Genomic DNA, 14,040 nt, shown 5'->3' on the forward strand with positions numbered 1-14,040 from the left:
CCAGCCTGAAAACCGTGCATCCCGGAGAACCGGCAAAAGTTAGCGCATAAACCCGGCCACCACAAACGCCACCAGCCCCAGCGTCGCGCTCAGATACATCACGCGCATCGCCCTGCGGCCCTGTCCGGGGGTCTGGCTGCGCAGCAGCCGGCGGGTGAAATAGAGGATGATGCCGTCCATGACGGCGATCGGCAGGATGTACTCCAGCCCGGTTTCACCCAGGAAGATGGGGACCAGGGTCAGGCCGATCATCACCGCGAACAGCGCGCCGGAGATGCGCAGCGCGGCCGCCCGGCCGTATCGAATGGCAATCGACTGTGAGCCGCGCTCCCGGTCGCCCTGCATGTCCATGGCATCCCCGGCGATTTCCTCGGCCAGGTCGAAGACGAAGGCGATCGCGGCAAAGGTCCACACCAGCGGGTCGCCAACCCGCCCAACGCTGACACCGCCCAGAAAGAAGGTCATGGCAACGTTGGCGCTGACGATCAGGTTGCCCCACAGCCCGGCGGCTTTGAGCTTCCAGTTATACAGAAAACCCAACACCCACAGAACCAGGCAGATTGCGAATGCAATCGGATGGATGCACAGCGCCAGGATCCACGCGGTGACGGCGGTCAGGACGCCGAAGGCGATCGCCTCGGATGGGGGGATAAGTCCGGCTGGCAACGGCTTGTGGGGGGTGTTGACGCGATCGACTTCCATGTCGAAATAATCGTTGAAGACCATGGCGGAGCTGGAGAGGAAGAAGCCCAGTGCGAATCCCAGCCCCAGCGTGGCGGCCCGCGGCAAAGCTCCCAGCGCCAGGACCTGACCCACAACGACACAAATACCCGCTGCCAGCGGCAGTTCGGGGCGGATCAATTGCAGCAGCGCTCTGGTTTTTGCGAAGATGCGCATTCTATTTCTGAAAGCGGGAGAGGATCGGAAAGCGGCAGTTCGGCGAGCTTTTCTACAGGAAGTATATCCCAGTTGCAGAATCGGCTCGCCGATTAGGCCAGGTAAGCTCCAGGTGGTTTCGGAATGCGCACGCCTGAACCGGCAGGATCCTTTACTGATTTACGCTGCCATTAATTTGTAGCCCCGGGAGGATGGGCATAAAATCCGGCATTTATTGCATTTGATCCGCCATTCGCCGCCGTCTTCCTCGCCAAATGCAAAATTCTTGCATTTCTTCTGATCGATAAACAGGCTGCCGTCGAGCGCGCCAACCGGGCAGCGGTCGATGCAGATGCTGCATTTCCCCTGGCAGGGATTATTCTCGAGGATCGGATCCGGCTCGAGATCGGCGGAAGTGATCACGGCTCCGAGCCAGACCATGTTCCCGTATTCCGGCGTGATTAAAAGCGTGTTCTTGCCGATCACACCCAGACCGGCCTGATGGGCCGCGTTCTTCAACGAGATAAAACCGGTTTGTTTATCCAGGTCGCTATCGTAGTTGCAGGGCTCGATGGCGCCGGTGGGTATGGCCAGATGATTGGCTTCTTCCAGAAAATAGGCCAGTTGGATGGTGATTTCATCGATTTCGCGGCTGATCCAGTTTCGAATGATCGTATAGGGAATCGTGCTGGTCGACTCGGTCGTGCTGTTCAGGAATTTCTTGGCAACGACGATGACCGATTTTGCCTTTGGAAGGATGGCCAACGGATTCGATTTCGGCGGCATATTCTGAAACCGGTCGATGGATGCAATGCCACACAGATCGCATCCAAACAGCATCGCTTTTTCTTTAACGGTTGGTGCGTTGACGCCCATGCTTCCTGCCTTTCATCCAAATGGAATTTTTACGTAGAATCGATCCGAGGGAGGATCAAGAACCCGGCCTTCTACTGTGACCCAGGCAGGCTGTCAATCTGGAACACAGGATCACCGGCGTAACCCATCATTCGGATTGGTCCGGATTCTAGCATGAGGTGGAATTTCGGCAGGCTAGTTAATGGGATGTGATATTCAAAATGGTGGCGATTACGAATAAAACTGCATACGCGAACCACAATTTCCGATTCAGCAGGATCAGCGGCCACCAGTAGAACATCACCGTGGCCAGGTAAAGAAATACATAGGGGAAAATGATGGACGGACGGAGTGGGTTGCGGAATGGTATCTTTGCTACATAATCTACCCACAGCCCAAAGGCAGCATAGACGACAAAAATGAACCCGCCCAACCAAAACGACCAGCTCTTGCCGCCGCGCAGCAGGAAAACGCTGATGATGGCTGCCGGAATACATAGCGCGTAAACGATCCAGCCGTACTTGACGGTATAACTATCGAATAAAGGTTTACGTATGGCGAAATGAAGGATAAAAATTATTTGAAACAGGAACGCCCAAACAACATACAGCCGGTCGAGTTTGTCGAGGTTGGCCCAGGTGGACATACTTCACCTCTGTTTCAGGTTAAGTAACCGATTCTATTTACGGATGGGATCCAAGGGTATCTATTATTGTATAGCATTATTGACACAGTTGCTCTACGAAAATAATGCAAGAGCGATCCTTTCGCTTATGATGTAGGCTGAACCTCCTGTCGCAAGCCATATCCGAAGACAGGGACGTATGCTCACCCGGGAAGAGGACCGGCGCAAGACCCGGGGAAAAAACCTGCACACAAACACAATGGAAAGCCCCGACCCTTCAGGTCGAGGATGCCCTTACTGTGGATAGGCAGATTGCACGGCGGCGATGATGCGATCACATAATGCGTCGAAGGCCGGGTCGACCACCCGGCGGGCGGGATCAGCCCTGTACCAGGCGACGATTTCCTCGGCGCCGCGCGCGAAGGGCACCGTGCAGGTGAAACCCGGCGCCAGGCGTTTGATGCGCGTGTTATCGAACACCATGCTGTGCATTTTATCGCCCAACAGGCTGGCGCCCCAGCCGGGGTCGTATGCGGCGATCAACTCGGAGGGCACGTGGACCAGTTTGGGAGTCACGCCAGCCGCTCGCGCCAACGCTTCGTAAATCTGATTCCAGCTGAGCGATTCATCCGAGGTGATGTGAACGGCATTCCCCAGCGCGCGCGGGTTCCCCAGCAGGGGCACGAAACCTTTGGCGAAGTCGGTGTTGTGGGTCAGCGTCCACAGTGAGGTGCCGTCGCCGTGCACGATGACCGGCTTGCCCTGCAGCATGCGTTCCATCATCGTCCAGCCGCCGTGGAAGGGCAGCAGCGCGCGGTCGTAGGTGTGCGAGGGGCGCACGATGGTCATCGGGAATTTCTCCTCGCGGCAGGCGCGCACCAGGCGTTCTTCGCAGGCGATTTTGTTGCGCGAATATTCCCAGTAAGGGTTATCCAGAAGGGTGGCTTCGGTCACCGGAAGCGCGGCCGGCGGGGTCTGGTAAGCCGAAGCCGAGCTGATAAAAATGTATTGCCCGGTGCGCCCGCGAAAGAGTTCCAGGTCGGCTTCGAGCTGGTCGGGCGTGAAAACGATCCAATCGACCACGGCGTCGAATCGCTGCCCGGCGAGCGCGGCGTGGGCTGATCCCGATTCGCGGATATCGCCATGTAAGACTTTGGCGCCGGACGGAATGGGGCGCGCCGATTGGCCGCGGTTGAGCAGGTAGAGGTCGATGCCGCGTTCGAGCACCAGGCTCGCGCAGGCCGAACTGATGACGCCGGTTCCACCGATGAATAATACTTTCATGGGTTACCTCCTGAAGTCGCCACAGAGATCCCAGAGGACACGGAGAAGAAACCAGAGCGAGAAGAGACCGGGAATGGAAAGAAACTGCCTGCTGCGATCGAAATACGATTTCTCGTTTTTTCTTTTCTCCAAGCCCTCTCTGTGATCTCTGTGTCCTCTGTGGCTTCTCTTCCTTCCTTACAATCCAATTGTACTCAAAAGGCGTGTCACGAAAAAGTCACACGAAGGATATGACAAAAACCTATTGCATAATTCAGGTCGGCCTGCTATCCTGATGCTAGTACGGTATAGACTGGTTAGGCACGGTATAGGATGGATTTCATACAACTCGACAAAAACAGCTCAGAACAGCTTTACCTGCAAATCCGGCGCATCCTGCTCAAGGCAATCCGCGAGCAAGATCTGCTGCCCGGCCAGCGGATTCCCTCCGTCACCGAATTGTCCGACTTGACCCACGTCGCTCGCATGACGGTGCGTCAGGCGCTGCAGGTCCTCATCGATGAAGGCTGGTTGTACACAGTGCCCGGCAAGGGTACGTTCGTGTCCGAAAGCCCACGCATCGAGCAGAACCTGCAATATCTGAGCGGTTGGACGGAGGAAATCAGCGCGCAGGGCATGGTGCCTTCGACCCGCGTGATTTCACTGAACGTCCTGCCGGCGGATAAGATGGTGGCAAACCGGCTGGGGGTCCCGGTGGGCACGCGCGTCTACTGTCTGGTGCGCGTCCGGCTGGCGGATAACTTCCCGGTCTCACTTGAAAAGACCCACCTGTGCTGCGACGCCTTCCCCGGCCTGGATAAGATGATCGACCAGAATCCATCCCTCTACCATATCCTGCGTGAAAAATATCAAGCCTACCCGATTCGCGCTTTGCAATTCATCGAAGCCGGCGAGGCGGATGGGGTGACGGCCACCCTGCTGGAAATTCCCGTTGGAAAAGCCGTGATGACCTCGGAACGCATCACTTACGATGCCAATGGACGCCAGATCGAATATACGATCGGCGTTACCCGGGCCGGATTCCTGCGGTATAAGACCGAACTGAGCGCCAACAGCGCGACGGTACGAGAATTCATCGTTAAAAGTTGAAATTGGGCGGCTCTGAGGCTTCAGCCTGAGCTGATACAATTTTGGTTTTCTACCTTGAGGACGAGTAATCTGCCATGATGGTTCGAAGTGGTCTGGAAGGTTTGCTTGCAGAAAATTGCCGTTCATTGAAAGGCCGGCGGGTGGGTCTGATCGGCCAATCGGCAGCGGTGCTGCCAGATTTTACGCACGGCCTGGACGCGCTGCTGCGCGCCGGGGTTAATGTGACGGCTTTGTTCGGTCCGGAACACGGATTTCGGGGCGCGGCGGCGGATGGCGCGTCCGTGGAAAACCAGCGCGATCCGAAAACCGGCCTGCCGGTCTACAGTCTGTACGGCCCAACCCGCCAGCCAACGAATGAAATGCTGGCAAGCGTGGATGCCCTGGTGTTCGACATGCAGGACGTCGGCGTGCGCTTCTACACATATTTAAGCACTTTGTTCTACGGCATGAAGGGCGCCGCGGCGGCCGGGATGCCTTTTTGGGTGTTGGACCGGCCGAATCCTTTGGGCGGCTTGAAACTGGCCGGTCCCCTGGTCGCGCCCGGCTTTGAATCTTTCATCGGCGTCGTGCGCATCCCGATTATGTACGGTCTGACGCTGGGAGAACTGGCGGGTTGGATGAACGCCACCTATCACCTGGGCGCCGATTTGAGATTGGCACCGATGAAGGGTTGGACACGCAGCATGTCCTTCGAACAGACCGGTCTGCCGTGGGTGCCCACCTCGCCCGCCATGCCGCACCTGTCCACCGTGCGGGTTTACCCGGGTACCTGCCTGATCGAGGGCACCAACCTTTCCGAGGGGCGCGGGACCGCGCTGCCGTTCGAAGTGGTGGGCGCGCCCTGGCTGGACGGTGAAGCGCTGGCGGACAGCCTGAATCAGTTGGATCTGGCCGGCGTGCGCTTTCGCCCGGTGGCCTTCAGCCCGACGGCCAGCAAGTTTGCCGGAACGACCTGTTTTGGCGTACAATTGCACGTTTCTCAGGCGCAGGCTTTTCAGCCGGTCGAGACCGGCCTGCATGTCATTGCGGCCTGCCGCGCGCAAAATCCCGAACAGTTCAAGTTCTTGGAGACGAGTTGGGAGGGGCGACCAGCCCATTTCGATCTGGCTATTGGTAACTCACAGGTTCGTGAACAAATCGAGGTAGGAGCGCCGGTTGATGAGATCTGTCAATCCTGGCGCGCCGAGCTGGCAGAGTTCGAAAGAGACTGCGCAGCTTATTTACGTTATGCCTGAAGGTAAATTCCCAAAAGAGGTAAGTCAATGAGTTCAATCAGCGCTACATCTGTGGCAAGGACTAAGCGCCCGACCAACTGGCTCAGCAAGATCTACAAGAACTTCTGGGTGCAGACGACCTTGAAAAAGATCTTCATCATCTGGGTGGTGGTCACCTTTACCTTCCTGATCATCCGCGCGCTGCCCGGCAACCCGGTGGATATCATGGTCATGAACCTGATGGATACCCAGGGTCTGTCGGAAGACGAAGCTCGCCAACGCGCAGCCCAATTGATGCGCATCGATCTGGACGCGCCGCTTTCGGCGCAATATATCGATTATATGAAGAATCTGGTAAAAGGCGACCTGGGCGATTCCTATGTGCTGGCGCGCGGCAAGCCGGTGATGGACCTGATCGCCGCCCGCCTGCCGTGGACGCTCTTCAGCGTCGGCACGGCCCTGATTATCAGTTTCGTTATCGGTATGTTCCTGGGTATGGTGGCAGCTTACCGGCGAAATTCATTACTGGATCACTTGCTGACCAATTTCAGTGCAATCATCGATTCGATCCCCAACACGCTGACGGCCATCATCCTGATCCTGCTGTTGGTGGTGAATTGGAAACTATTACCGGTGACCACCATCCGCGGTTCCCTTAGCCCTGGCATCAAACCCGGTTTCACCCTGATATTCTTCGGAGATGTGCTCAAACATTACGCCCTGCCCGGTTTTGTATACGTACTGACCACATTGGGTAGCTGGCTGCTTTCCATGCGCAGCAGCACCATGAGCACACTGGGTGAGGACTACGTCAACGTCGCAAAGGCCCGCGGTTTGTCGGACTCGCGCATCATCACGGCGTACGTCGGCCGCAACGCCAGCCTGCCACTGGTGACCAGTCTGGCCATTTCCCTGGGGTTCGTGGTGGGCGGCTCGATCCTGATCGAAAAGATCTTTATCTATCAGGGCATTGGTTTGCTGCTCGATCAGGCCGTATCCAAACGCGATTACCCCGTCATGCAAGGAATTCTGCTTGTGACCACCATTACCGTCATTGTCTCGACCATGCTGGCTGACATGCTTTACGGCTGGCTCGACCCGCGCATTCGAGTGACGAAAGACAAGGAGGATTAGCCATGAGCACGATCGGAGCTTCTCTGAAAAAAATGGCAGCCTCGGCCTGGAAGACCTTCAAGCTGCTCGCGCGCAACAAGGTCGGGCTGTTTGGATTGTTTCTGATCCTGGCCATCTTCCTGATTTCCTTCGTCGGACCGCTGGTTGTGGCGCCCGAAACAAGCTCGCACGTCACGGCGATCAATAAACCGCCATCCTACGCGCACCCCCTGGGGACGGATTTCATGGGGCGGGAAAACTGGAAGATGATGATCCAGGGCGGCAAAGAAGTCATCATCGTGGCCTTCCTGGCCGGCTTGTTCACGACCGCCATAGCAGTCGTGGTCGGCGCGGTGAGCGCCTTCATGGGCGGGCGGGTGGACAGCATACTGATGACCATCACCGACATCTGGCTGACTCTGCCGCGGTTCTTACTGCTGGTGGTGATCGCGACCATCATCGCCCTGGATAATTCGTGGACGCTGGCGGTTTTCCTGGCGGTGATCGGCTGGCCGGGTCTGGCGCGCCAGGTGCGCTCGCAATTCTTGTCCTTGAAACGGCGCGAGTACATCGAAGCCGCCCAACTGCTCGACCTCGGCACGCCGCATATCATTTTCCGCGAGATGCTGCCCAACATGATGAGCTACATCACCATCGCCATGATCCAATCCATGGCCGCGGCCATCTACTCGCAAACCGGCCTGGTCTTCCTGGGCGTGGTCCCCTTCGGCAATAACTGGGGTGTGATGTTCAGCCTGGCCTACAGCAAGAACGCCATCTATAATCCCAACGCCGCCGCCAGCATGCTGGTGCCCATGTGCGGCATCATTCTCCTACAGCTCGGTCTGGTCCTCTTCTCGCGCTCTCTCGAAGAGATCTTCAACCCGCGGCTGCGCATGGGAGTGTAATCATGACACAAGCTGCCATCTATCCTGAAGTAAGTCATCGGGCAGAAATACCCATTCTGTCCATTCGCAATCTGAGCATTTCTTATCAGGCCAAACGCGGCTGGGTGCAGGCGGTGCGCAACGTCAACCTGGACGTTCGCATGGGCGAGGCCCTGGCATTGATCGGCGAGAGCGGTTCGGGTAAGACCACCCTGGGGCTCGAGATCGTTCGCCTGCTGCCGAGCAACGCGCGTGTGCCGCAGGGAGAAATCCTGTACCAGAAGATCAAGAAGAACTCCGGGGGCCTGGGGCCGACGGTGGATGTGATGAACCTGGGTACCCAGGCGTTACGCCAATTCCGCTGGAAAGAATGCGCCATGGTATTCCAGGCGGCTTTGAATGCCTTCAATCCCGTCCTGCGCGTTTCCGATCAGTTTGCCGATACCGCCCGCGCGCATGGCTACAAACAGGGCCGCGAATTGGAAGAACGGGCCAAGGAGCTGTTCCATCTGGTGCGCCTGGAGCCGGAGCGGGTCTGGAAAGCCTATCCGCACGAACTATCCGGCGGCATGCGCCAGCGCGTGCTGATTGCGCTGGGCCTGCTGCTCGAACCCCAGCTGCTGATTCTGGATGAGCCGACCACGGCGCTGGATATTCTCACCCAGCGCAACATCATGGATGTGCTCAAGGATCTGCGCACCCAATTGAATTTCTCGATGATCTTTATTTCGCATGACCTTTCGCTGGCCGCCGAACTGGCTGATCGGGTGGCGACCATGTACGCCGGGCGGGTGGTGGAGGTGAGCGATGTGTATACGACCTTCAAGCACCCGCATCACCCCTATACCATCGGTTTGATCAAGGCCGTGCCCACTCTGACCACGCACAAGGACAACATTTCCTCCATCCCAGGTTCGCCGCCGGATTTGATCAACATGCCGGCCGGGTGCAAATTCCACCCACGCTGCCCGCTGGCCGACGATCGCTGCCGGCACGAAGAACCGAATCTGGAACCCACCACCAATCCCGATCATCTGGTGGCCTGTTGGAAGTGGAAGACTGCCCGCCTGGATATGACGGCCTAGGAAGAGGACGCAGTGGATAAACCGATTATTGAACTCAATCATGTCAGCCGCGCGTTTCAGGTGAAACGCAACACCTATATCAAGGCGGTCGATAACGTTTCCATGCGCCTCAAGGAGGGTGAAATCGTCTGCCTGGTGGGCGAATCTGGCTGCGGCAAGACGACCACCGGGAAGATGATCGTGGGGTTGACCCGGCCCACTTCCGGTGAAGTGCTGTATATGGGCAAGGACATCAGCCAGTTGAACAAGGAAGAATGGAAACGCTTCCGGCTGGGCGTTCAAATGGTGCATCAAGACCCTTACGCCTCGTTGAATCCGTCCTTCACGATCTATGACACGTTGGCCGCGCCGTTGCGCCATCACGGCTTTACCAGCGGGGATGAAAATACGAAGAAACGGGTCATCGAGCTGTTGGAAATGGTCGACTTAACCCCTGCCAGTGAAATTCTGGATAAATACCCGCACCAGTTGAGCGGCGGACAGCGCCAGCGGGTTTCAGTGGCGCGCGCGTTGACGGTAAGCCCCTCTGTTCTGGTGGCGGATGAAGCGGTTTCGATGGTGGATGTATCCATCCGCATCAGCCTGCTGAACACTTTGCTCAAGTTGAAGGAACGCATGGGTCTGGCGGTGCTGTTCATCACCCATGACCTGGCCCTGGCCAAATACTTCGCCTGGGAAGGGCGCATCGGCGTCATGTACCTGGGGCGCATGGTAGAAATCAACGGCGCCCGCGAGTTGGTCGATAACCCCCAGCATCCGTATACCCAGGCGCTCCTCTCGGCCATCCCGGAAGCCGATCCGGATATCACCCGCCAGAAACGGCATGTCAATCTGCGCAGTATGGACGTTCCATCCCTGCTGCACCTGCCCACCGGCTGCACATTCCATCCGCGCTGTCCGTTATGGGATGCCGATATCTGCGAAAAAGTGGTCCCCGACCTGGTCAACTACCGGGATGGTTCGCAGGTGGCCTGCCACATTGTTGCGCGTAAACGCGAAATGGATGCCCGATGAGCCCGCAAGCCGGACAAACCTGGTTCCGAGTGGCCGTTTTTATCACGTTGATGTCGGCCCTGCTGTTGTTCGTGGTGCAGCCAGGCACGGCGGAGTTTGTCATCGACGTTGCAACCCTGGTGATTGGTTTGATCTTTATGGCTGTGATTGTCGTTATTGCACGCAGATCGAGATAAGCCTTGAAAGGAGGTGATTGGATCGGTAGACGTCTGTTAACATTGCAGGTTCACATCTTTGGACCATTCTTTGTAAATCCTGACGATTCTCATTGAGGAGAAGCAAATGCGTACCTACAAGGTTTTGATTTTCGTTCTGCTGTCAGCCATCCTGCTGACCGCCTGCGGCCCGGCAGCTACGCCGACCGTGGAACCGACTGTTGCTGCGACCGAGGCGCCGACGGCTGCCCCGACCGAAGCTCCCACCGAAGCCCCGACCGTTGACGCCACCCAGGCTCCCCTGCCCGAGGGCGTTGTCAACATCCTCACGGTCAAGCTCAAACCGGGCCTCAAGTGGAGCGACGGCGGCGATGTGACTGCCAAGGATTTGGTTGGCACTTACAACATCTACTGGCTGCAGAAGTCGGCCATCTGGGGTTACCTGAAGGACGTTGTGGCTGTCGATGACAACACCGTCGAATTCCAGATCAGCGCTGCTTCACCGCGTGTTCTGCGCCTGATCCTGCGCGCCAACCAATTTGCCCCCTACTCTCAGTACGGCACCTGGATGGACAAGGCTGCTGAACTGCGCGCCGCCGGTACGGCTGCGGACAGCGACGAGGGCAAGGCGTTGTTGGATGACCTGTATGCCTTCAAGCCCGAAACCATTGTGGCTTACGGTCCCTACGTTATCGATCCGACCACCGTCACCGAAGCCCAGCTCGAACTGACCAAGAACCCCACCGGTTACAACGCAGACAAGATCGGCTTCGACAAGATCCTGGTCTACTACGGCGAAACCGCTGCCTCGCTGCCGCTGGTTCTGGCTGGCGACGTGGATTACAGCACCCATGGTTACACCCCCTCCGATGTCGAAACCATTTCCGCGACCCCGAACCTGAAGGTCTTCACCGGCCCGACGGGCACCGGCCCTGGTTTGTGGTTCAACGAGGATGTGTATCCGCTGGGTAAGAAGGAAGTCCGCCAGGCCTTCGCTTACATCATCGATCGTGAAGAAAACGCGACCGTCGCCATGGGCCCTGCCGGCAAGGCAGTCCAATACATGGCCGGTTTCACCGACCTGCAGGTGGATGCCTGGATGTCGGCGGATGACAAAGCCAAACTGAACACCTACCCGAAGGATTGGGCCAAGGCTGAAGAACTGCTCACCAGCGTCGGCTGCACCAAGGGCGCCGATGGCATGTGGGTCGACGACAAGGGCCAGGCTCTCGACTTCGAACTGTGGGTCCCGGCTGACTTCGCTGACTGGTTGGGCGCCGCTGAAAATGCAGCCCAGCAGTTGAATGCCTTTGGCATCAAGGCCACCGTCCGCGGTTATCCTTCCGCTGAACGCCCCACCACCCAGACCGAAGGCAAGTACGACATTCTGGTCGACCTGAGCCTGTACTACAACCCGCCTCATCCCCAGACTTCCTTCAACTACTATTTGAACACCCCGCGCAACAACCCCGAGGGTGAAGCCGGCGCCAAGGGCTTCGATTGGCCCTGGAAGCAGACTCTTGCCGATGGCACCGAAGTCTACATCCCCGATCTGCTCACCGAAGCTGCCGCTGGTTTTGACTTCGAAGGTCAGAAACCCGCCATCGCCAAACTGGCTTCGTTGGTCAACGATCAACTGCCCGTTTTGGCCCTGTTCGAACGCTACTCCACCGATGTCTTCAATTTCGGCACGCGTGTGGATGGCTGGCGCGATTTCACCGATCCCATCTACCAGAACAATCAGGCTGATCTCTACGTAGCCATCCAGTTCCTGAACGGCGAACTCAAACCGTCCGCCACCGGTGACGGCACGTTCCACACCGTCTACCCGTACATCCAGCCGCCAAACTACGATCTGAACTTCTTCACCTCCACCAGCCTGGAAGCCTCGGTTGGTAATCCCTCCTACAACGTAATGTTCCCGCCCCTGTTCTACTATATGTGGTCGGATGCGACTTACGTCCCGGCTGTAGCCGAAAGCTACACCCTGCGGTAGGAATCTTACTTTTCCTTATTCCCCCTCCCGGTAACGGGAGGGGGATAGGGGAAAAGGTTGAGGTGACAAGAATGCGCGCACCATTGCGGAAGGCAGCCCTTTTTATTCTGGCGGTGGTTTTCCTGGCCGGATGCGCTGCGCCCGCCGCGACGGTTTTGCCGCCTGACCCTTCTCCCTTATCGATAACGACCCGGAGCCCACAAGCGCAGGAAGGTACATCCATGACTGTTGAATCTGCCCCGGACTCACCTGCAGCACTTTTGAATGCGATGAGCCTGGAAGAAAAAATCGGACAAACGCTGATCATCGGTTTCGACGGCCTGAGCGTGGACGCCGGACTGCGCGAGATGATCGTCGAACGCCACATTGCCGGCGTGATTCTGTTCGCGCGCAACGTCGAATCACCCCGCCAGGTGGCGGACCTGTGCGCGGAACTGCAAACCATCGCCCTGGAAAGCGGCAACCCCGGGCTGATCATCGCCATCGACCAGGAGGGCGGCCGGGTGGCGCGTTTGACCGAAGCTACCGGTTTCACCGAGTTCCCGGGCGCGATGGCCGTGGCGGCCAGCGGTTCACCCGAAAACGCGCGTTTGGTGGCGCAGGCCATGGCGCGCGAGATGAAGGCCGTCGGCATCAACGCCGATTTCGCGCCGGACCTGGATGTCAACAACAACCCGCTCAATCCCGTGATTGGCGTGCGTTCGTACGGTTCGCAGCCTGAGCAGGTGGCGGCGTTTGGCAGCGCGGCGATCGATGGGCTGCAAGGCGAAAACGTGCTGGCGTTCGGCAAACATTTCCCGGGCCACGGCGATACGGCCGTCGATTCGCACGTCTCGCTGCCTTCCGTACCGCACGCTCGCGAACGGCTGAATGCGGTCGAACTGGTTCCCTTCCGGGCAGCCATCGAGGACAGCGTGGCGGGCATCATGTCAGCCCATGTCACTTTCCCGGCCATCGATCCGGCAGCCGGGCGGCCGGCGACGCTTTCTTCGAAGGTGTTGACCGACCTGATGCGCGGCGAATTGGGTTTCAGCGGGCTGGTGATAACCGATTCGCTGGAAATGGGGGCGTTGGGCGAGGCCGGGTACCCGGTTCCGCTGGCGGCGGCGACGGCATTGCAGGCCGGGGCCGATTTGCTGCTCTTCAACCGCGACCACAGCCTGCACAAACAGGCTTTCGACGAAGTCAAACAGTGGCTGGCGGACGGGAAAATCCCGGAGGCGCGCCTGGATGAAGCCGTGCTGCGCATTTTGACCGCCAAAGAGCGCTTCGGATTGCTGCAACCTCAACTAGCCCTAGCGCCCGGGCAGGTCGGTCAAGCAGAGGCCCGCGCGCTTTCCCGCCAGATCGCCGCGCAGTCGATCACGCTGCTGCGCGACCAGGCTGGACTGCTTCCGCTGAAGAAGGACGCGCCTTACCTGGTGGTGGAGGTGCCCGGCGCCGAGGGATTGGGCCACACCCTGGGATTGACCTACCTGGCAGTATCTGACAAACCCGACGCAAAGGAAATCCAGCAGGCGCTGGAACTGGCGCGGGACGGCCGCACGGTGATCGTGGCGACCACGGACGCCAACCGCAATCCGCAGCAGATCGAACTGGTGCAGCGCCTGCAGGATGCTGGCCGGCCGGTCATCTGGATCGCCATGCGCAACCCGTACGACCTGATGGCCCTGCCGCAGGTTGGGACCTACCTGGCCAGTTATGGATCGAATCCGCCGGCCCTGGAAGCGCTGTCAGCCGTGTTGTGGGGCCAGGTGGAGCCGCAGGGCAGGCTGCCGGTCGAACTGCCGGGACTCTATCAACCCGGCGACGGCCTGAATCATTTTCAAGAACCATGATGGAGCCAT

General features: G+C 58.3%; 13 protein-coding genes. 9 read left to right on the plus strand and 4 right to left on the minus strand.

The window, feature by feature from the left end; translation table 11 throughout:
• Window positions 1–39: 39 nt before the first annotated feature.
• From LARV_RS07465 to LARV_RS07480, 4 genes are all read right to left on the minus strand, one after another.
• Window positions 40–897 carry a UbiA family prenyltransferase gene (locus LARV_RS07465; protein WP_075073050.1) on the minus strand — a complete coding sequence of 286 codons (858 nt, stop codon included), beginning with the start codon at window positions 895–897 and terminating at the stop codon, window positions 40–42.
• A 159-nt stretch (window positions 898–1,056) separates the two neighbouring features.
• Window positions 1,057–1,752, minus strand: coding sequence for an epoxyqueuosine reductase (locus tag LARV_RS07470; protein ID WP_075073051.1), 696 nt, complete (start codon window positions 1,750–1,752; stop codon window positions 1,057–1,059).
• Window positions 1,753–1,930: 178 nt separating this feature from the next.
• A complete protein-coding gene (locus LARV_RS07475; protein ID WP_075073052.1) occupies window positions 1,931–2,377 on the minus strand; it encodes a hypothetical protein in 447 nt (148 codons plus the stop codon).
• A 273-nt stretch (window positions 2,378–2,650) separates the two neighbouring features.
• Complete coding sequence (locus tag LARV_RS07480) at window positions 2,651–3,640, minus strand: SDR family oxidoreductase (RefSeq protein WP_075073053.1); 990 nt, start codon at window positions 3,638–3,640, stop codon at window positions 2,651–2,653.
• 312 nt (window positions 3,641–3,952) lie between these two features.
• Between LARV_RS07480 and LARV_RS07485 the strand changes: the two genes are divergently transcribed.
• The 9 genes from LARV_RS07485 (at window position 3,953) to nagZ (ending at window position 14,031) form a co-directional block, all read left to right on the plus strand.
• The gene (locus tag LARV_RS07485; RefSeq protein ID WP_075073054.1) at window positions 3,953–4,729 is read left to right on the plus strand and encodes a GntR family transcriptional regulator; all 777 of its coding nucleotides are present in this window, start codon (window positions 3,953–3,955) and stop codon (window positions 4,727–4,729) included.
• Between the two features lie 74 nt (window positions 4,730–4,803).
• Window positions 4,804–5,964, plus strand: a complete 1,161-nt coding sequence (locus LARV_RS07490) for an exo-beta-N-acetylmuramidase NamZ family protein (protein WP_201785893.1) — start codon at window positions 4,804–4,806, stop codon at window positions 5,962–5,964.
• A 27-nt stretch (window positions 5,965–5,991) separates the two neighbouring features.
• The gene (locus LARV_RS07495) at window positions 5,992–7,077 is read left to right on the plus strand and encodes an ABC transporter permease (protein WP_075073055.1); all 1,086 of its coding nucleotides are present in this window, start codon (window positions 5,992–5,994) and stop codon (window positions 7,075–7,077) included.
• Window positions 7,078–7,079: 2 nt separating this feature from the next.
• Window positions 7,080–7,964, plus strand: coding sequence for an ABC transporter permease (locus tag LARV_RS07500; RefSeq protein WP_083522402.1), 885 nt, complete (start codon window positions 7,080–7,082; stop codon window positions 7,962–7,964).
• Window positions 7,965–7,966: 2 nt separating this feature from the next.
• Window positions 7,967–9,028, plus strand: a complete 1,062-nt coding sequence (locus LARV_RS07505) for an ABC transporter ATP-binding protein (protein WP_075073056.1) — start codon at window positions 7,967–7,969, stop codon at window positions 9,026–9,028.
• Window positions 9,029–9,040: 12 nt separating this feature from the next.
• Window positions 9,041–10,042 (plus strand): oligopeptide/dipeptide ABC transporter ATP-binding protein, encoded by a 1,002-nt coding sequence (locus LARV_RS07510; protein WP_075073057.1) that lies wholly within the window; start codon window positions 9,041–9,043, stop codon window positions 10,040–10,042.
• The gene (locus tag LARV_RS07515; protein ID WP_075073058.1) at window positions 10,039–10,218 is read left to right on the plus strand and encodes a hypothetical protein; all 180 of its coding nucleotides are present in this window, start codon (window positions 10,039–10,041) and stop codon (window positions 10,216–10,218) included. The genes LARV_RS07510 and LARV_RS07515 overlap by 4 nt, the downstream gene beginning before the upstream one ends.
• A 106-nt stretch (window positions 10,219–10,324) precedes the next feature.
• Entirely contained in the window at window positions 10,325–12,193 is a 1,869-nt protein-coding gene (locus LARV_RS07520; protein ID WP_075073059.1) for an ABC transporter substrate-binding protein, read from the plus strand.
• Window positions 12,194–12,414: 221 nt separating this feature from the next.
• A complete protein-coding gene (gene nagZ, locus LARV_RS07525; protein WP_172797811.1) occupies window positions 12,415–14,031 on the plus strand; it encodes a beta-N-acetylhexosaminidase in 1,617 nt (538 codons plus the stop codon).
• Window positions 14,032–14,040 lie beyond the last annotated feature (9 nt).

Source organism: Longilinea arvoryzae (assembly GCF_001050235.1).
Taxonomy (GTDB): Bacteria; Chloroflexota; Anaerolineae; order Anaerolineales; family Anaerolineaceae; genus Longilinea; species Longilinea arvoryzae.

Bases quoted from the DNA above. Each gene is read 5' to 3' on its own strand.
- LARV_RS07465 (WP_075073050.1), bottom strand. From the start codon at position 897: ATGCGCATCTTCGCAAAAACCAGAGCGCTGCTGCAATTGATCCGCCCC.
- LARV_RS07470 (WP_075073051.1), bottom strand. From the start codon at position 1,752: ATGGGCGTCAACGCACCAACCGTTAAAGAAAAAGCGATGCTGTTTGGA.
- LARV_RS07475 (WP_075073052.1), bottom strand. From the start codon at position 2,377: ATGTCCACCTGGGCCAACCTCGACAAACTCGACCGGCTGTATGTTGTT.
- LARV_RS07480 (WP_075073053.1), bottom strand. From the start codon at position 3,640: ATGAAAGTATTATTCATCGGTGGAACCGGCGTCATCAGTTCGGCCTGC.
- LARV_RS07485 (WP_075073054.1), top strand. From the start codon at position 3,953: ATGGATTTCATACAACTCGACAAAAACAGCTCAGAACAGCTTTACCTG.
- LARV_RS07490 (WP_201785893.1), top strand. From the start codon at position 4,804: ATGATGGTTCGAAGTGGTCTGGAAGGTTTGCTTGCAGAAAATTGCCGT.
- LARV_RS07495 (WP_075073055.1), top strand. From the start codon at position 5,992: ATGAGTTCAATCAGCGCTACATCTGTGGCAAGGACTAAGCGCCCGACC.
- LARV_RS07500 (WP_083522402.1), top strand. From the start codon at position 7,080: ATGAGCACGATCGGAGCTTCTCTGAAAAAAATGGCAGCCTCGGCCTGG.
- LARV_RS07505 (WP_075073056.1), top strand. From the start codon at position 7,967: ATGACACAAGCTGCCATCTATCCTGAAGTAAGTCATCGGGCAGAAATA.
- LARV_RS07515 (WP_075073058.1), top strand. From the start codon at position 10,039: ATGAGCCCGCAAGCCGGACAAACCTGGTTCCGAGTGGCCGTTTTTATC.
- LARV_RS07520 (WP_075073059.1), top strand. From the start codon at position 10,325: ATGCGTACCTACAAGGTTTTGATTTTCGTTCTGCTGTCAGCCATCCTG.
- nagZ (WP_172797811.1), top strand. From the start codon at position 12,415: ATGACTGTTGAATCTGCCCCGGACTCACCTGCAGCACTTTTGAATGCG.